Below are 17,529 nucleotides of genomic sequence, written 5' to 3'. Positions count from 1 at the left end.
CTACCCCTTGGCGTGTCGCTGTGAGCAGCGCCTGAGGCTAGATACTGCGCGCTAAGCGACGATCGCGAAGAACTGCGGCGCGATCAGGTCGTGCACCCGGGCCCACGGCACGGTAATGACCTTCAATCCCCGTCCGAACTGGTAGTCGGGGAAATGTAGTTCAATACCGGCGTCGGTTGGAATCCAGTATTTGAAGTTGTCAGCGACGGGTGCCATGCCGCTGGCTGATTTCCAAGCGTCTGGCTGGGGCGGCGGATAGGCCGTCGGCAGAATGGCTGCCGTCTGTTCGGACAGCCTAGTCAGGCCGACGCCCTTGTCTTGGAAGAGGTTATCCCAGGTGATGGGTGTTCCGTTTCGACTGTCATACACCCGGCTAGAGATGGTGTGGAAGGGCATGTTTGGTAGGTCCGTGTTGTATTCGCCGGTAAATAGCTCAGATACTGTGTTTGGGCGGATGTACAGCGTGCCCGTTGCGGTGAATGTCCAGTGGTGCGTGGTGCTCGGTCGCCATTCGATCGATTTCTCGTGCTCACTTGCCGCCGCATCGATGCCATCGTTGATGGCAGCGATCACATCTGGGTCGCCCCCTTCGACGCGTTGATAGCGAACTTCCCAGTCTCCCAGTCCATTCCAGCTTCTGCCGGCAATGTTGTTGGGGACGACTGTGTAAGGGTTGTCGTCGGGGTTCGGGCTGGCCCAAGCGGGGTTCGCGGCCGCTAATAGGACGGTTGCCGCACTCGCGATGGCTAGCGCGAGTCTTTCGAGTGTCCGCGTACTCATCGCATTGTCCGATTGGTAGATGCGGGTCCGATTCAGACCTCGCGATGGAATGGTCGCAAGCATTGCGCTAGATGATGTCGATTTTGCTTGCTAGCCAATGGTTGTCGACCAGTTTCATTGTCATTCGCACTCTGCTGCGGTCGATTCGAGGCTGAGGATTGACGATGTTGCTGATTGACTGGTCGATGAACAGCAGGACTACCACCTCGGTCTTGCTGGCAGACTTGATGGAAGCGTCGACAACGGTGCCTTTGCTCACTGCTTTGTTGTCGATCAACACTTGTCTGAGCTGACTGGCCGACTGGCTGTACATGTCTTTGAATTCACCTGTCGCCCCGTTGAGCACTTGGGCAAAGTTCTGATCGATGTTCCGGTTATCAACGCTGGTCAGGGCGACGGCGTAGGTTTGCGCGACCGCCAGGGCTGCGCGGCCGGCGGCGGCGGTGTCGTCCTGTTGTTTGAGCTGCCAGCCGACAAAACCCGAAAACCCCAGCGCTGCCACGAATGTGACACCGGCAACCACGATGATCACACGACGCAGCAGTCGGCGACGAGGCGTGGGTGCCGAGACCTTATCGGCATCGTCGTCATCAATATCGTCGTTGTCGTTGTCGTTGTCGTTGTCGTTGTCGTTGTCGTTGTCGTTGTCGTTGTCGGGGTCGAGATCGGTCGGCACGGACGGATCAGGTTCGGAAGTGTCCGGCTCGGCGTCTGCAGTCGCGGTAGCAGGGTGGCTGTCTTGCTGTTCGAGCTTGTCGAAGACGTCGATGCCATTCGCTTTTTCAAACAGTTTGATCTCCATGTGAGGCTCCTAGTTTGGTGGTGTCGATGGCAGCGCCGGGCCGCCGAACGGTGCGGGTATTGAATGGGGCCCGATTGGGGTGGGGTCGGTTTGAGCCAATGGGTCGTAGCCGGGCGGTGGGTCCGCGGTGTCGTCGCCGGGGGGACGCGGCGCGTTGCGGGCGCCACGAACCAGAACGGCTGGGTCAGGGTTCGTGCAGTACGTGTAGCGGTAGGGCTCAGGGAAATCGGGCAGTGACGCTGGCCGCCGCGGAAGCTTGTAGTCGCAGCTGTAGCGCGGGTATGCGTCGACGATTGCCCATACGCCTCCGTCGCGGATAACAGTTCCCAGTGAGTCGATGACTGATCCCCGTGTGGTGGGGAACAGTGCTTTGAGGGCAGGTACTCGCACGTAGGACAACTGTGCGATGGTGGTCAGATTGCCGAGCAGTTGGACCATGGTGTCGGAGTTGTCGTCGATAAGCTTGTCCAAGCCAGTCATGGGTGCGCGTCCGCGATCGAGGAGGGTCCGGAATCCGCCGTCCATGGCATTCACGCCGCCGAGGACTTGCCGCAAGTTGCCGGCAGTGTGGCGCAGGCCCGGGCTGACGTCAGCGAGCGTGGTCAAGGTGATTCGGCTGTTGTTCAGCACGCTGACGGTTTGTGGAAGTACCGAATCCAGCGTCGAGATGAGGAACGACCCACCGTCGAGCAGCGTGGCCAACTTCTGAGGCCCTTGGCGGCCGACCCGAAGTTCATCGGTGATGGCGGCGAGCTTCTTGGGGTCGATCTGGGCGAGCGCGCCGTCGGAGTCACCCAGGAGTCGCGCCAAGGACACGGGAATGCTGGTGCGGCTTTCAGCAACCGTGCTGCCATTGGTGAGGGCTGGTCCTTGCCCGTCCACGGGGCGAAAATCGAGATATTGCTCGCCGGCGGGAGACAGCGCCGAGACGCGTGCCAGGCTATTCCGGGGAACTCGTATCGCGCTGTCGATGGAGGCCACGGCGACGACACCCTTGTCGGTGAACGTGACGGACGCGACGCGACCGATCGGTGTACCGCGTAGCGTGACATCTTGGTTGGGTAGCAGGCCGCCCGATTCGGGCAGGAGCACTCGAATGGCGATCGTGGAGCGCGCCGGGTTGATATGCAACCCGCCCAGCAGGATGTAGCCAAGTGCGACAATCAATGTCAGCGCCAGGCTGACGCACGACACGACGATACGGTGGCGCGCCACCGCGCGCACAGTGTCAACGATCAGTCGGGCCGACCATTCGACCGGACTTGGCGCTGCCATCATGGATGCTCTCCGGGAGTGCTGTCCCTTTGTGGACCGAAGGCTTTGCCTAACAGTAGGTTCCACTCATATCGAAGGCTGCCGATCATGGCATGCCAGTCGGTCCCGTCGGGTCCGTGGAATCCCGGATCGCCGGGATAGTTCTTGTCGGGCAGGGAGCCGAGGGCGAGCTTTACCGCTTCTCCGGCGCCGTGCATCGAGGTCGAGTTCGAGATTTTCATGACGATGGGCAGGAGCCGGTTCAATGCGGTCAGTGAGACGTTGGGGTCGGTGCTGACATCGTTGAAGGCGGCTGAGAGATGGTTGAGGTCGGCGATCAAGCTGCGGGTGTCGGTTCCCTGCAGGGATGGGAATCGCGAGAGTTGGGTGGTGATCCGCGCGAGGCCGTCTACGAGGTCGGCAAGCTGGGCGGTGTTGTCGGCGATCACGGCGGTCGCTGGTGCGGCGGCGGCGATGGCGTCGTTGAGGGTGTGTTGTCGGTCGGTCAGCGTGGTGGCGAGCTGGGATGTGGCTTGCAGAGCTGTTCTGATTTGTTCGGATCGGGCGTTGAGCCGAGAGATCAACGTATCGGACTGCTGGAGCAGCTCGGCGACTTTCGTGCCGCGCCCGCCCATTGCTGAGCCTGCGCCGTTGAGGATGGATGTGAGGTGGCGGATGGGCCCGCCGTTGACGATCATTGCCGCGGAGCTGAGCACTTCTTCGACGGTGGCGCTGGCGGCGGTGGATTTGAGCCCGATGGTGTCGCCGTTGCGCAGCAGTGGGGCGCCAGCTGTGTGGTTGGTGTCTGGGCGCATCGCGACAAAGACGTCGCCCAGGGGGGTCGCTGAACGAAGTTCAGCGGTGGTGTCGGCGCTCAGCTGAACATCTGATTTGATTCGCATGGATACGTAGGCGGTGAAGTTGCGCGCATTGATCGATTCGACCTCGCCGATGTCTGCGCCGTTCAGTTTGACTTTGGCTTTCGCTGGCAGATTGAGTGCGTTGGAGAATACGGCGGTCAGTGAATAGCTGTCGGTGATGCCGCCGGGCGCCGGTAGCGGCACACTCTCGAGTCCGGATGCGCATCCGGTGAGGGCGGTGGTCAGCCCGACGGCTAGGACGCCGACAGATCGACGTCGGGTTTCGTCGCGACGGTGCGTCATCGGCGCACGCCCGCCATGAGTTCGAGCATGCCGGTCAGGCCGAAGTCCGGTCCGAAGTCTTGAATGGTGCCTGTTGCGCAACCCAACTGCTTGTCTCCGATGAGGTTGCACATCTCTTTTGCCATCTGACCATCGGCGAGGGTCTTATCGATCAAACCGTGCACGCGAAAGCTGCCGGCGTTGGCGTCGATAGCGTTGTATAGGTTGTCGATTGCCAGCGGCGCTACGTCGAAGAATTCGGCCAATTCTCGCCGGTAGTCGACGAGCGCGGTGGTGATGGTGCGGGCATCGGCAACAGTGCCCTTCAACGCGGCGCGGTTGTTCTCCAGCAGGGAGGCTGCTTGCTCCAGTATCTGATTGATCTTGGCGCCGGTAGTGCCCGAGCCGAGGTTTTCGTCGGCCAGGATATCGCTGAGTTGCCTTATGTTGGAACCGAATTCGCGGATGGTGGCGTCGTTTCCTGCGGCGGCTTGGGTCAGCTCTGCGAGGTTGTTCGCGATCGCCTGAATGTCTTTTTTGCTCTGGGATCCGTTGTCGGCGCTCAGGCGCAGCGCCTGGGACAGTTGGTCTAGGGCTGATTTGATGTGGGACCCGTTGCCTGAAGTGACCTGGGAGCTGATTCCGATCAGGTCCGCGAGCGGCCCCTGGCCATGGCCGTCGCCCTTCATCGCGTGCGAGAGCTTATCGACCATGGCCAACGTGCGGTCGAACTCGACTGGCGTGCGTGTGCGGGGCAGGCTCAGGGTGTCGCCGCTCTTGAGCTTCGGTCCGTTGCGGTAGGGGGGCGTGAGCTCGATGTGGCGATCGGTCAGGATTGATGCCGATACGGTCACCGCGTGAACATCGGAGGGAATATCGATTCCTTCGTCTATCGCGAGGGCGACGTCGACGTAGCTGTCTTTAGGCGTGATGCTGGTGACTGTGCCAACCGGCATTCCCAGCACGGAGACTGTATTTCCCACGTAGAGCCCGACACTGTCCTCGAATTGGGCTGTTACCGTGAGTGATTTGTCGTTGGCACGGGGAATCAGCGCGACAACGGCGACGGCGATCGCGGCGACGATCAGGGCGAGCAGTGCTGCTCGGACCAGCGTGCGGTTCATCGTCCGGGTCCTTCCGGGTTGGCCCTGGCTGGATCTGGTTGGGGCCAGCCGGGGAATGGGTCCGGGGTCGGTTGACAGTCCTTGAAGTACTGGGTCAGGTTGAACTGCTTGGCTCGGCCGCTGAGCGCGCACATCCAGGAGTCGACGAACAGGCCTGCGGGGAGCGCGGCGTCGCCTGAATTTCCACTGCCGAGGATGTTGGCGACGTTGCGGACGGCTATCGGCATGGCCTGCAATGTGTTTCGCAGGAGCGCGTCGTGTTCGGCGATCATATGGCTGAAGTCGCGTATCGATGCCAGCATTTGGTTGATGCCGGGTTGGTCGTTGAGTATTGATTTGAGGGTGTTGACCAGCGCGGTGGCGCTGGCGAACAGTTGCTCGAGTTTGGCTCGTCGGGAGACGATGTCGCCCAGCAGGTTCCGGCCTTGGATGACCAGGGAGCCGAGGTTGGCTCTCTGATCGCGGATCATCGAGGTGACGCTGTCAGCGCTGGTCAGCAGGGAGCCGATTTGATCGCGCCGGCCGGAGATGACCGTGGATAGCGACTGTAGGTTGTCCAGCGCGTGCGGGAGGGCGTCGGGGACCCCGTTGAGGCTCTGGGACAACGTGGTCATCGATTCGGCAATGCGGTCGGCATCGACTTGTTCGAAGGTTGTTGTCGCGTCGGCAAGTGTCTTTTGGAGGTCGTAGGGGACAGAAGTGTTTGCCAAGCCGATGGTTCGGTGGTCGAGGTCGCCTGATTCTGTCGGCGACAATTCGATGTACCGGCTTCCGAGGATGGTGGTGAGTTTGATCGCGGCACGGGTGCCGCTACCTAGGTGGACGTTGTTGCGAACATTGAATGCGACCGTCACGTGGTCGTCGGCGAGTGTGAGTCCCTTGACTGTGCCAACTTGAATGCCCGCGACGGTGACTTGATCGCCTGGCCGAATCTGGGCGGCTTGGGCGAATTCGGCGCGATACCGTGTCTGGCCGAGCGATAGATGGCCGATCAGTACGCTGGTCGCGACGATTATCGCGACAACGCCCAGCGTGATCGTCCCGAGCCAAATCTTGTTGTAGCCCTCGATGGGGCGTCGAATGCGACTGAACATTGTGCTACCTGCAAATCGGAGAGTGTTGGACGACGTTGCCTGGTGAGGCCAGACGGACAATGCCGGGGACCAGGCGGCCCAGGAACGCGAAGATGGTGACGTTCACATCGCAGAAGTAGATGTTTGCGTGTGCTCCTTCTTGGCTGATTCGAGCGGCGCCTTTGAGTATGTAGGGCAGGTTGGCCCCCAAATAGGCGAAGCGGTCTCGTCCGTCCCCGGTGATGTAGGAGGTGAATCCCGGCTCGCGATGGATGAGTTGTTGCAGGTCGGGGTTGACGTTGTTGGTGATCGCGGAGAGTCGTGTCACCGCGGCGGCGATGGAACCGGCGGACTCCACCAATTTCTCCCGTCGGTTCCCGAGGGTGACCATCACGTCTCGGGTTTGCCTGATGACGCGCTGTAGGTTCGCGTTCTGCGCCGCTAGATTGGTCATCACGGCGTTGAAGGCGGTGATCACGTCGCCCAGGACTTGATCGGGTCCGGCGAGCGATTGTGCCAACGCCGAGGTTTGGGTGATCAGTGCTAGGACCGAACCCGAATTCCCTTGAAGAGCCTGGACGACGCCTTCGGTCAGGTTGTCCACTTGTTGCGGGTCCAGGAGCGTGAACAGCGGCTCAAATCCGTTGAGGAGGTACGCGATGTCAAATGACGGCACGGTGTGTTCGACGGGTATTTGACCGCGGTTGTTGAGCACGGTCGGTTCGCCCGCTGTCCCTTCGGCCAGCCCCAGATATCGCTGCCCGATGATGTTTTGGTAAGTCACCGAGGCGACCGTGTTGTGATAGAGGGTCTGGGTCTGCTGCACCCGGAAGGTGACCTTGGCTAGGGTGCCCTGTAGGTCGACGCTGTCCACACGGCCGACGCGAACCCCGGCAACGCGAACGTCGTCGCCAGGATGCAGCCCCGAAACATCGGTGAACAGCGCCGAATACGTATTCGTTGGGCCGGCGATATCGCGGCGCAGCGTCACGAACACCAACCATGTCGCGACGATGGCCAGGACCAGGAAGAGGGTCAGGCCGATGAGTGGCTTGCGGTAACTCATTGGTCACTCCCTGTATCTGGCGTGATGTGGACCGTCGATCCGCGCGCAACGGGTCCGAGCAGCAGCTGCGTCGCCGCCGTGGCGTGGCCGCCTACGATCCGGCTCAGTTGGTCTCGTTCCTGTGCACTGCCCACCGGTCCCACGTTGCCGCCGATGGTCGCCGACTGTGGATACTCACTGGGTGGCTGACCGGCTTGTGGCGGCGGCGCCTCGGCGGGCAGTGCAGGCATCCGATCAGTTGACGGTGCCGGGGCGGTATCCGTTGGCAGTGGTGGGCTTCGGGCGGGATCAGGGGCCACCACGGAGTTGCGAGGTGGTGCGAGATTGGGCCGGTTCTCGGAGACACCCGGTGGGGGCGGGAAGCCCATCGACCCCAGCGCTGGCATCAACGAGGGCGCCACGGGAATTTCTGGGGCCGTCTGGCAGCTTGGGCCGGCCAGGTCGCCGTAGCGGGGGCAGTCGGCGCGTACATATGTCCGGCTCGGGGTAAAGGACACGGCGGCTTTGATGGTGACCAGTTTTGTCTCGGGATTCCACGCTTCGTCATAGAACTGATTGCTGAGCCGTTGCAGTCGAGTGGAGATTCCATGGAACTGGCCGCCGTTATCGGCGAGCACGCCTATCACCGGTGTGAGCTGGATGGTGATGTTGAGTAGCCTGTCGGTCTGGTGGTCGAAAGCGTCGCCGAGTTTTCCGACGGTGCCCAGTCCGGCGGACAAGAAATCGCTCAATGCCGAGCGTTTCGCGGCGACGGTCTGCATCGGTTTGACTGCGCTGCCGAGGGCGTCGAAAAGCTCAGGCGAGACCGAGCGCAGTTTGTCAGCGGCGTCGGTGAGTGCAGCAATCGTGGATGGCCCGGTGTCTCCGGCCACAACGGTGTTCAGTTGGGAGACAATCTCATTGAGGTCGTGTCCTGCGTCACGGAGTTTTTCTCCCCTTCCCTGCGTGGCCTCGCCTACGGCGGCCAGTACGCCGATGCGGTCAGCGTTGGGTTCGCGGCCGATGGCCGTGAAGACCTCACGGAATTTGCTGAGTGTCGACTGGAACAGGACGGTCGGCAGGCTTTGGTCTTCGCGGATGATTGTGTTGGCGCGCAATGGTGTAGCGCCCTTTCCGTTGTCGACCAGCTGTATCGATGAGACGGCGAAAACGTTGGAGGGCACAACCCGCGCGGTCACGGTGTCCGGGATGCCGCTGACGTATTCCGGTTTGAGATCGATATGGACGATGTTGAGTTGTCCGGCACGTGCCGGTTCGACGTCAGCCACCGACCCTACGAGGACGCCGCGGAACTTGACGTCAGATTTGGCTGGCAGACCGTCACCGACGTTGAGCAACTCGGCGTTGACTTTGACGATCTGGTCAAGTGTGCCTTTGGATTTCGCGATCATCAGTGTGACGCACGAGGCCGCGAGCACCAAGAAGCACACGCCCAACGCGAAAAGCCGGCGATTCGATGGACTGCCGGCCTCGTAGTCGAATGAGTTCGGCAACGCTATCCACCGAACCTTGCGCCGGTGTCGACTCCCCACAATGCCATGGTCAGCAGCATGTTCAAGATGATGGTCGCCGTGATACTCGCGCGCATCGCCCTGCCGGCGGCTATCCCGACGCCTTCAGGACCGCCGGAAGCGAAGTATCCGTAATAGCATTGGATGGTCGACGAGACGAAGACGAAGATGACAGCTTTGACGGTGGCGTACATGACATCTCGGCCACTGATGAACAAGGAAAAATAGTGCAGGTAGGTACCGAAGGACTGGCCCGAGGAAATGCTGACCACCAGCTGGCACGACAGGAATGCGACGCCTAGACAGACCAGAAAGAGAGGAATGGCGGCGACCACTGATGCCACGACACGTGTGGTAACCAGATAGGGGATCGGCCGGATCGCCATCGCTTCCATGGCGTCGATCTCTTCTGCGATGCGCATCGCGCCCAATTGTGCGGTGAATCGGCAGCCGGCTTGGGTAATGAATGCGAGGCCTATCATGACCGGCGCAAATTCGCGCGTGGAGCCGAAAGACGATAAGAGGCCTGTGGCGGGACCGAGACCCAGAAGGTTCAAGGCGTTATAGCCTTCGACGCCGATCATTGCCCCGGCGGTAAAGCCCAAAACCAGCGCGACACCGACGGTGCCGCCTCCCACTACGATCGAGCCGTTACCCCAGGCGATATCTGACAGGATGCGCAGAAATTCGCGCGGATAGTGGCGCAGCGTAATGGGAATCGACGTCAGGATTCGGCCGAACAGATACATCATGTGACCGGTTTTGGCCACTGCTCGGCTGGCGGCGACAGTTGTATCCAGCGCGAGGCGTACGCCTGGGGGACGATGGGTGACGACTGCCACGGCTACAGGGTCACTCTCGGGAAGATCAGGACGTACAGCTGGGTGATGGCAACGTTGACGAGCATGAGCAGCAGGGTTGATTCGACGACGGCCGCGTTTACCGAGTTCGCGACACCAGCTGGACCACCATGGGTGTCTAATCCTTTGTGGCAGCTAACAATTGCGACAATCGCGGCGAAGACGACCGCCTTGACCAGTGCCAGTGTCAGATCGCCGACGGTGGCGAAAGAGGCGAAGGTTGTGACGAATGATCCGGGCGTTCCGTTCTGCAAGTAAACGTTGAACAGGTAGCCCGCGATGAACCCGACGAAACAGGTTAGGCCGGTCAACGCAACGCCGACGACGATGACGGCGGCGAAGCGGGGGACGACGAGGCGGCGGATCACGGATACGCCCATGACCTCCATGGCTTCGATCTCTTCGCGCATCGTGCGGGAGCCGAGGTCCGCGCTGACGGCGGAGCCGACCGCTGCTGCGAGCAGGATCGCGGCCACGAGTGGAGCGCCCTGACGGATCACCGCGAGCCCGGTCGCTGCTCCAGACAGCGAGGTCGCCCCGATCTGGCCGGCAAGCAGGCTGAACTGAATGGATAGCGTGACACCAATGGGAATGGTCATTAAAAGTGTTGGGGTAAAGGCGGTCCCAGCCATGAACGCTGCCTGCTTGATGAATTCTCCCACGATGAATCGCCGGGTGACGATCTCGACGGCGAAGTACTGGACGGTACGGACGCCTAGCACCACTTGGCCGCCGACCGTGTGCAGCGACTGCAGCGGATGAGACCGCATGTACCGGCGGCCCCAATCCCCAATTTCCCTTACAGCCGAACGGGTTTCGGGCGGTCGCGATCGTGCGTGATTGGCTGTCAACAGATCTCCCGCGCGAGTGCAGGCTGGTGGGGTTCACCGAGAGTCACGTCGGCGGCCCCTCGTGATTGGTGAAAGCTGTTGGACCGCATAAATAGCCCATCCATCAGTTGCTCGTCTCCGATCCAGGCCCCCGCGTCGCGTCGGCCGGCCGCGTTTCGGTCGTACTTGCTGTGGGGCGGCATTGGAGAGGTGGTTGTGTTGCTCTGGTGCATGTCTCGCACAGTTTGTCTGTGGTGAGTCGTGCCGCGAGGGCCAGGAGCGGTTCGATGGTTTTGCTGAATGCCCGCGCTGCAACGCCGCCGGAGTTTCCGTAGCTCAACTCGAAATCCAGGACGGTTCGATCGTGAGCTTCGGGTTGAAGGCGCAGAGTCGCTGTGAAATCGAAGCCAGCCAAGGACCGCAGAGCAATCAGGTGGTCTTGTTGCCATCCTTGGATTTCTGCGGTCGAACTGAGCGTCTTCGGTCCCAGGTCGACGCCGCCTTCGAATACCGCTCCCGGGCCGTAATCGGCATCGCCAACGGGTCGTACGCTGGTGATGCCGAACACCCATTCGTTCATGCGCCGGTAGTCGGCCACGTAGGCGAACACGTCTGCTGCGGATCGCTCGATGACGCCCGTCGTGTGTATCTCGACCATTCGATACTCCCGTCCCATGAGTCTGGGTTCCTATTTGTGCTGCATCTGAGTCGACGCTGAGCGGGGGCGACGGCGACCTGGGCCGCGCCGCGGGTTCCTCCGTCATCGTGCGTCCCGAAGACGCGTCCTCACCGGTGTTTGCCAGGGCCCGGCGCTTCGGTAAATGTGGCACACACCACCCTCGATGTCAATGAGACACGAATGCATCTATTCGTCTCTGTTGTGCACGTCGGGCTGGGGTGGCTCTGTTCTGCAAGGTCGACGGCGAAAGTAGTTGAAAGGCGCTCCAGCGGCTAGTCATCGCCGAGACGATGCGATTAATTCGTCTCATTGACTTTCGGTCGGGCATGCGCCAATGTTGGGTCATGGCAATGATCAAAGAACCGTTCCGGTGCGAGGACGCAGGTTTCTTCGGCCCGGACTCGATCTCCTGGCGCATCAGCGGCCCGACGATCTTTCCCGGCGTTGTGGCCACGGGCGCGTACTTCTTCCTCAATCCTTGGCTCGCGAACATTGGCGTCTCGAATTCCACGGGTGCCACCGATCCGTGGAAGCGCATTGTCCTGACCACCGAGTACATGTTTGCGATCTACTTCGGTGACCGGGCGACCGCCCAACACGCCGCGGATGTGGTCAACGCGATGCACGATCACGTCGTTGGCACCTGGGGCCCGACGGGCGATCGTGAACACTGCGCGTCGGAACCGCGCAATTTGCTGTGGTTGCTGATTCCGTACGGACAGGGGGCGCTCGACGCGTATGACGCGTACGGGCCGAGGAAACTAACCCTTGAAGAACGAAATCGTTACTGGCGTGAGGAAAGTACGATTGTCGGCAGACTCAATCGCATTCCGGACGAGTTGATGCCGAAGAGTCAAGCTGAGGTCGACACGTATCTGGCGGCCGAACGTGCCAATCTCGCTCTCACCGAGTCAGCTCTGTTCGTCAGTGACACCTTCTTCCCGCGGCCCAGGGCCGGACTGAAGCAGGCGTTGTTGGCGCTGCCGGTGCGGGCAGCCTTGTCCACCGGTGTCGCTTTGGCCCCCGACTACCTCATGCGGCTCTACGGTAAGGAGCCCTATCCAGAGCTGATGAAGGCGGCGGTCAAAGTTACTCATCGCCCTCTGTTCTCGGCGCTGTCCGCAACGCCCGTCGTTCAGGACATCATTCCGATGGCCGTGAGCGCTCCGGTGCGCAAACTGGTGAGCCGGGCCCGTGAAGCTGCTCGTACCGGAAATTACGACAGGCCGGCGGCGGGCGACGGTCCGGCTCAACGACTGCGGACTGTCATTTGAGGCAACGGTTTGACGGTGCATAACGCGATATCGGGAACTGTGCACGGTCGTCGGCCGCCTACCGGTGCGCCGATTGTCGGTGCAGTAATCTATGGCATGCGCTGAACTGTCAGTGTCGGCGCGCGGCAAGCACGCGAGCCTTCGGGGTGTCGAGGACAAGGTGGGTCAGGCGGTGGGCGCAGTGTCCGGCGGGGACAAGACCACCCTGCCTAGGGGGAAATCGGCCGCCGACAATTCCGAAGAGGTGACGGCCCGCATTCTTGCTGCCGCGCAACAGGAATTCGAGATGGTCGGCATCCGGCGCAGCAGCGTCAGTGACATCGCGCGTCGCGCCGGGATGGGGCGGGCCACCGTCTACCGACGATTCCCTGGCCGGGACAGTCTCGTCGAGGCCGTCGCGGGACGTGAGCTGATCGCGGTACTGGCGCGAGTGGCATCTAATCTCGCCAACACCGACAATGCCGCCGATGCCATCGTTCAGCTCACGGTGGCAAGCGCACGCGAGCTCCGAACAAACCCGCTGTTAAACCGATTGCTCACGACCGAGCCCGAAGAGCTCTATGGGTACGCGGCGAAAAGTGGCGGAACGGCGCTGGCGGCCGCGCGCACGTTCGTCGCAGGATACTTGGAGTCACTGCCCCGCCATGGTCTGGCCCATGGGAGTGAGCCGGCGGTCGCGGCCGAAATCATGATTCGGTTGGCGATGACCCAACTGTTGATACCCGACGGCTTGATCCCGTTTTATGATGACGTCAAAGTCGCGGCATTCGCGCAGCGATATCTTGTGCCGCTAGCGACGGGTACCGTCCACGATTCGATGTAGTCGCTGTACCGCCAACGGCACCGACAATGGAGAGCTGGTCACAGCGATATGCCCCTGGCCGCACATCACCCACGTACAACGCGTACTTTGCAGCAAAACTGGCGCGATCGATACGAGTCGGCCGAAAGTCACATCGTGCCGGAAGTTCGGCGGCGGGCACCGCGTCCCCTTTGGCCGCCGCGTCGAGATCGGCGAGCCGTAGCGCAACAGCCGTGGCATCGCAGCGGTTTTACGCGCTGCCAACATCGTCTTGGGGCGGCGAGCCTGGCCGGCATATCTGCCACGCGGGACGGTCTTGCTCCGAGATAACGAGTGTCGATGCGCCCAGTCCGCGGCCACAATTGCGCATATTGGGGTGCGTCTCATGAGGGCAGGGCGAAGGGGCTGGAGTGGCCTGCGTATACGCCTGACACGGTCCGTCTACTATCGGCTGCTGAGCGTTGGCAGGGTTAAGAGCGCTGACGATGTTAGCGGATGAATCGCTCGATCAACCCAAGTGCGCGCGTATACGTTCGTGGAGTGGCCCGCTTGATCGCCCAGGCGATCTTTGCGTCCAGCTGCGGCAGAACGTAGAGCTGGCCACGATCGTGGGCGTGAAGCGTCGTGCGTGCGATGGCGTGCGGCGGGGTCCCGATCCATCTCATGAGTGTTGTTGCGAGGTCGGCGGCGGAGTGTGAGATGGCGTCGTTGTCCACGATCTTGGTCTTGACCAGTGTCGGGCACAGTGCGGTGACGGTGATCCCCGTTCCGCTCAGTTCCGCCGACAAGGTTTCAGAAAGCGCGAGAACCCCTGCCTTACTGGCGCTATAGGCGCCCATACGCGGGGCTGCGGCGAAGCTGGCGGCCGACGCGACGTTGATGACCCCGCCTCGACCCGCAGCGCGCAACCGCGGCACGAACACGTGGCAGCCGTGGATGACACCCCACAGGTTGACCTCAAGGGTGCGATGCCAGTCGGCCAATGGAGTTTGGCCAATCACGTCGCCGCCGGTGCCGATGCCGGCGTTGTTGACGACAAGGCTTGTCGGACTACCGAACCATTCTTCAGCGGCGTCGGCGAGGTCCACGACCTGCTCAACGTTGGTGACATCGCACTGTGCAGCGAGGGCCTTTCCACCAAACTGGGTGATCTCCTCGACTGTTGCGTTCGCGCCATGTGCGTCGATATCGGCGCATACCACTCGGCCACCCCGGCGGGCGAGTTCCAACGCGAACGCACGGCCAATACCCGAGCCGGCGCCGGTGACGACGGCGTCGGCGAAGTCGGTCCTGCGGTCCGGGCGGCTGAAGGGTCGAGTGTGCATATGCTCTCCTGCTTGTTGTGGACAGATGAGATGCTCGCCGGGGGGCAAGAACGGCTTGCCTCTGGCGCAAACGCGAATCCGATGGCAGTACAGTCGAATTCGCTGAACGGCCTGGGCCTAGCGAACCGGCGCGCCGTTGCGTGCGCGGTGCAAATCCGCGCGATCGGTGGGCGGTGCGCTGTACTGGACCGACTGCTCGAACACTATTGAGTGTCGACCCTCGTTTGGTGTGTCGCCGGAGGACCTCCCGAGCGGATCTCCCGGGGAAGACAAACAGCTTCCAGTGCAGTAGTGGCCGGGCCGCGGATCACCGTGCCGTCGATCGCGAACCGCGCCCCATGCAGCGGGCAGTTCCATGTTCGGGATCCTGCGTTGAACTCGAGCTCCCAGTCCCGATGCGTGCACCGGGCACGAACTGCCCGCAGCTCACCCGCTGAGTCCCGGTAAATGCCTACCCGGTCGCCGTCGGCGTCGACGATAGTTGCCTGACCTGGCAGCAGCGTCGAATCATGCGGCTGTGGAACATTGCTAGACAGGCGATTTCGCGCGAATCGTACCGCGCCGACGGCCGCCCGCGCCGCAAAGTTCACCAGTGGCATGAGCGTCATGACGCGGACACTCGAGGCAGGGGGGCGGGAAGTTGCACGTCTACAACCTAGAGAAGCCCACCGTGTGTGTCAACGAGACGATTTTGTCGATCCGTCTCGACATGGGGCGGATTTCGTTCTAGGGTCGGTCCATGCAACCGATGCATTGGGATGGAGCGGACGCGTGATGGCAGCAAAGGCACACACTCAACGTGAGAAGCCCGAACATGAGGTCGTGATCATCGGCGCCGGGATAAGCGGCATCGGAGCCGCTATTGCGCTGCGGCGTGCGGGCATTGACGATGTGGTGATTTTCGAGCGGGCCGACGACATCGGCGGGACGTGGCGTGACAACACCTACCCGGGTGTCGGGGTCGACGTCCCCGCGCAGGGCTACCAGTTCTCGTTCGAGTTGAAGCCGGACTGGTCACGCGTTTTCGCCAAAGGCGCGGAGGTGAAGTCCTATGTGGATCATTGCGCTGATCGCTATGACATCCGTCCGTTGGTTCAGCTGAACAGCGAAGTCACAGCGAGGGAGTGGGATGAGGACCACCATCTGTGGCGGTTGACCGTCGCCGGCCGGCAACGCACCGCCCGATATGTCGTCAGCGCGATCGGACCGTTTGTCGAACCTAAACCGCCGGCCATTGAGGGAATCAAGGACTTTGGCGGTACGACGGTGCATTCAACGTCCTGGGATCACGACGTCGAATTGGCGGGCAAGCGTGTCGCGATCATCGGCACCGGTGCTAGCGCCGTGCAGATCATCCCGGAGATCGCCCCCGTGGTGGCCCACCTGGACGTCTACCAACGAACACCGATCTGGGTGGCGCCCAAGCCCGATCTGGTCACACCGACCGTGGTGTCCTGGCTCTTCGGCGCGGCCCCGCCTGTACAGCGGCGAGTACGAGACGGGGCAGCTCGCGCGATGGAGATATTCCTGATTGGTCTCGCGTTGAACCATGATCGTCTCAAGTTGGTAAATCGATCCGCTACTGGCCTGCTCCGCGACGTCTGGTACCGCCTGCAGGTGCGCGATCCGCACACGCGCCAGCTGCTGACCCCGGACTACGATTTCGGCTGTAAGCGGCCAGCGACCTCGAACAGCTATCTACGAACTTTTAATCGGCCCAACGTCGAACTGATCACCGACCCCATTAAGCGGGTCACTGCGCGCGGCATCCAGACGGCCTCGGGCGCCGAACGCGATATCGATGTTCTCGTTCTGGCCACCGGCTTCAGAACCGCTACCGACCCCGAGAATTACCGACGCACACCAGTCCGTGGACGCGACGGGTTCGATCTGGCGACCTTCTACACCGAGAACCACGCGCGCTCCTATGAGAGCGTGTCGATGCCCGGGCTTCCTAACCACTTCATCATTTTTGGCCCGTACGGTTGGGTAGGCGGCACGTGGCACGATCTGGTGGAGACCGCCTCGAACCACATCACACGGGTTATTTCCGAGGCGCGTCGTCGCGGCGCGACGGTCGTCGAGGTGCGCGAAGAGGCTGCCGACCGATGGACGGCGTATGCATTGGACCGCATGTCCCACTCGGTATGGACGCTCGGCGAGTGCACTAGCGCCAACAGCTATTACTACGATCAGCATGGCGATACGACGTACCTGCGCCCCACGTCCGCGCGGGAGGCATGGCACGCTTCGCGCACATTTTCTTTCGATGACTACGAGTTTCGTGTGCCTGACGCCGACGACGTGCACGAAAAGCTCCCATCGAGAACCCGCACGCGCAGGGAAACCGTGACGGAAATGGCTCCGCGGTGATGATGAGCAGGACAACCCGCAGCACCTCCTCATACGGGCACCGCATAGACGTTGATAACCCCGCAACTGGGGAGGTCATCGGTGCGATTGAGAACATGAGACCAAGCCAGGTCGCGGCGCTGACCGAGCGGGCGCGGGCGGCCCAACCCGCGTGGGAAGCGCTCGGATTCGCACAACGGGCGAAGCACGTGCGGGCGTTACAGGAGTGGTTTGTCGCTGAGCGCGAGGCGATCGTCGACATTGTGGTTGCCGAGAACGGAAAGACACGAGAAGACGCCCTGCTGGCCGAACTGTTCTATCTCGCCGATTCGATGGGGTTCTGGGCCAAGCGGGCTGAAAAATACCTCGCCGACGAAATGCCCTGGACCCATTCCCCTTTCGTACTCGGTAAGAAAATCGTGGTGCGGCACCGGCCGGTAGGTGTCGTGGGCGTCATAGCCCCGTGGAATTATCCGTTGACGCTCAGCATCGGTGACGCACTACCAGCCCTGATGGCCGGCAACACCGTGGTGATCAAGCCCAGCGAGTACGCGCCCCTGGCCGTGGAGTACGTAATCCGCGGTGCACAGCACGTCGGTTTCCCCGAGGACGTCTTGCTCCTTGCGACCGGCGATGGCGAGGCTGGGAAGGCCTT

At 61.8% G+C, this 17,529-nt stretch carries 17 protein-coding genes; 4 read left to right on the top strand and 13 right to left on the bottom strand.

Features of this window, described 5'->3' with window-relative positions; all coding sequences use genetic code 11:
- Positions 1 to 51 precede the first annotated feature (51 nt).
- From AC5Y7V_RS30775 to AC5Y7V_RS30725, 11 genes are all read right to left on the bottom strand, one after another.
- Entirely contained in the window at positions 52 to 843 is a 792-nt protein-coding gene (locus tag AC5Y7V_RS30775) for a DUF3298 domain-containing protein (protein WP_016895464.1), read from the bottom strand.
- A 4-nt stretch (positions 844 to 847) separates the two neighbouring features.
- Entirely contained in the window at positions 848 to 1,582 is a 735-nt protein-coding gene (locus AC5Y7V_RS30770; protein ID WP_016895465.1) for an Rv1363c family protein, read from the bottom strand.
- A gap of 9 nt (positions 1,583 to 1,591) precedes the next feature.
- Positions 1,592 to 2,860 (bottom strand): MlaD family protein, encoded by a 1,269-nt coding sequence (locus AC5Y7V_RS30765; RefSeq protein WP_101930910.1) that lies wholly within the window; start codon positions 2,858 to 2,860, stop codon positions 1,592 to 1,594.
- Positions 2,857 to 3,999: an MlaD family protein gene (locus AC5Y7V_RS30760; RefSeq protein WP_016895467.1), complete on the bottom strand. Its 1,143-nt coding sequence runs from the start codon at positions 3,997 to 3,999 to the stop codon at positions 2,857 to 2,859. The genes AC5Y7V_RS30765 and AC5Y7V_RS30760 overlap by 4 nt, the downstream gene beginning before the upstream one ends.
- Positions 3,996 to 5,102: an MCE family protein gene (locus AC5Y7V_RS30755; RefSeq protein WP_016895468.1), complete on the bottom strand. Its 1,107-nt coding sequence runs from the start codon at positions 5,100 to 5,102 to the stop codon at positions 3,996 to 3,998. Before AC5Y7V_RS30755 ends, AC5Y7V_RS30760 begins: the two co-directional genes overlap by 4 nt.
- Positions 5,099 to 6,196: an MCE family protein gene (locus AC5Y7V_RS30750; RefSeq protein ID WP_101930911.1), complete on the bottom strand. Its 1,098-nt coding sequence runs from the start codon at positions 6,194 to 6,196 to the stop codon at positions 5,099 to 5,101. The genes AC5Y7V_RS30755 and AC5Y7V_RS30750 overlap by 4 nt, the downstream gene beginning before the upstream one ends.
- 4 nt (positions 6,197 to 6,200) lie before the next feature.
- Positions 6,201 to 7,241 carry an MlaD family protein gene (locus AC5Y7V_RS30745; RefSeq protein ID WP_101930912.1) on the bottom strand — a complete coding sequence of 347 codons (1,041 nt, stop codon included), beginning with the start codon at positions 7,239 to 7,241 and terminating at the stop codon, positions 6,201 to 6,203.
- Positions 7,238 to 8,734 (bottom strand): MlaD family protein, encoded by a 1,497-nt coding sequence (locus AC5Y7V_RS30740; protein ID WP_016895471.1) that lies wholly within the window; start codon positions 8,732 to 8,734, stop codon positions 7,238 to 7,240. Before AC5Y7V_RS30740 ends, AC5Y7V_RS30745 begins: the two co-directional genes overlap by 4 nt.
- A gap of 2 nt (positions 8,735 to 8,736) precedes the next feature.
- A complete protein-coding gene (locus AC5Y7V_RS30735; protein ID WP_016895472.1) occupies positions 8,737 to 9,594 on the bottom strand; it encodes an MlaE family ABC transporter permease in 858 nt (285 codons plus the stop codon).
- 2 nt (positions 9,595 to 9,596) lie between these two features.
- Positions 9,597 to 10,382, bottom strand: a complete 786-nt coding sequence (locus tag AC5Y7V_RS30730; protein WP_050545737.1) for an MlaE family ABC transporter permease — start codon at positions 10,380 to 10,382, stop codon at positions 9,597 to 9,599.
- 184 nt (positions 10,383 to 10,566) lie between these two features.
- The gene (locus AC5Y7V_RS30725) at positions 10,567 to 11,100 is read right to left on the bottom strand and encodes an SRPBCC family protein (protein WP_100225986.1); all 534 of its coding nucleotides are present in this window, start codon (positions 11,098 to 11,100) and stop codon (positions 10,567 to 10,569) included.
- Between the two features lie 365 nt (positions 11,101 to 11,465).
- Here AC5Y7V_RS30725 and AC5Y7V_RS30720 point away from each other — a divergent pair, with 365 nt between their 5' ends.
- Positions 11,466 to 12,395, top strand: a complete 930-nt coding sequence (locus AC5Y7V_RS30720) for an oxygenase MpaB family protein (protein WP_071288176.1) — start codon at positions 11,466 to 11,468, stop codon at positions 12,393 to 12,395.
- A 91-nt stretch (positions 12,396 to 12,486) separates the two neighbouring features.
- The gene (locus tag AC5Y7V_RS30715) at positions 12,487 to 13,218 is read left to right on the top strand and encodes a TetR/AcrR family transcriptional regulator (RefSeq protein ID WP_071288175.1); all 732 of its coding nucleotides are present in this window, start codon (positions 12,487 to 12,489) and stop codon (positions 13,216 to 13,218) included.
- 467 nt (positions 13,219 to 13,685) lie between these two features.
- Here AC5Y7V_RS30715 and AC5Y7V_RS30710 read toward each other — a convergent pair whose 3' ends face one another.
- Entirely contained in the window at positions 13,686 to 14,522 is an 837-nt protein-coding gene (locus AC5Y7V_RS30710) for an SDR family NAD(P)-dependent oxidoreductase (RefSeq protein ID WP_071288174.1), read from the bottom strand.
- Positions 14,523 to 14,725: 203 nt separating this feature from the next.
- Positions 14,726 to 15,121: a Rieske 2Fe-2S domain-containing protein gene (locus AC5Y7V_RS30705; protein WP_225330142.1), complete on the bottom strand. Its 396-nt coding sequence runs from the start codon at positions 15,119 to 15,121 to the stop codon at positions 14,726 to 14,728.
- 175 nt (positions 15,122 to 15,296) lie between these two features.
- Between AC5Y7V_RS30705 and AC5Y7V_RS30700 the strand changes: the two genes are divergently transcribed.
- Positions 15,297 to 16,895 carry a flavin-containing monooxygenase gene (locus AC5Y7V_RS30700; protein ID WP_225330141.1) on the top strand — a complete coding sequence of 533 codons (1,599 nt, stop codon included), beginning with the start codon at positions 15,297 to 15,299 and terminating at the stop codon, positions 16,893 to 16,895.
- Between the two features lie 2 nt (positions 16,896 to 16,897).
- Positions 16,898 to 17,529 (top strand): aldehyde dehydrogenase family protein (locus tag AC5Y7V_RS30695; RefSeq protein ID WP_499883737.1); only part of this gene is annotated, 632 nt, incomplete at its 3' end.

The organism is Mycobacterium sp. NGS34 (genome assembly GCF_059812845.1).
Note: the sequence above shows the minus strand (reverse complement) of the source record. Positions and strands in the feature narration are given on the sequence as shown.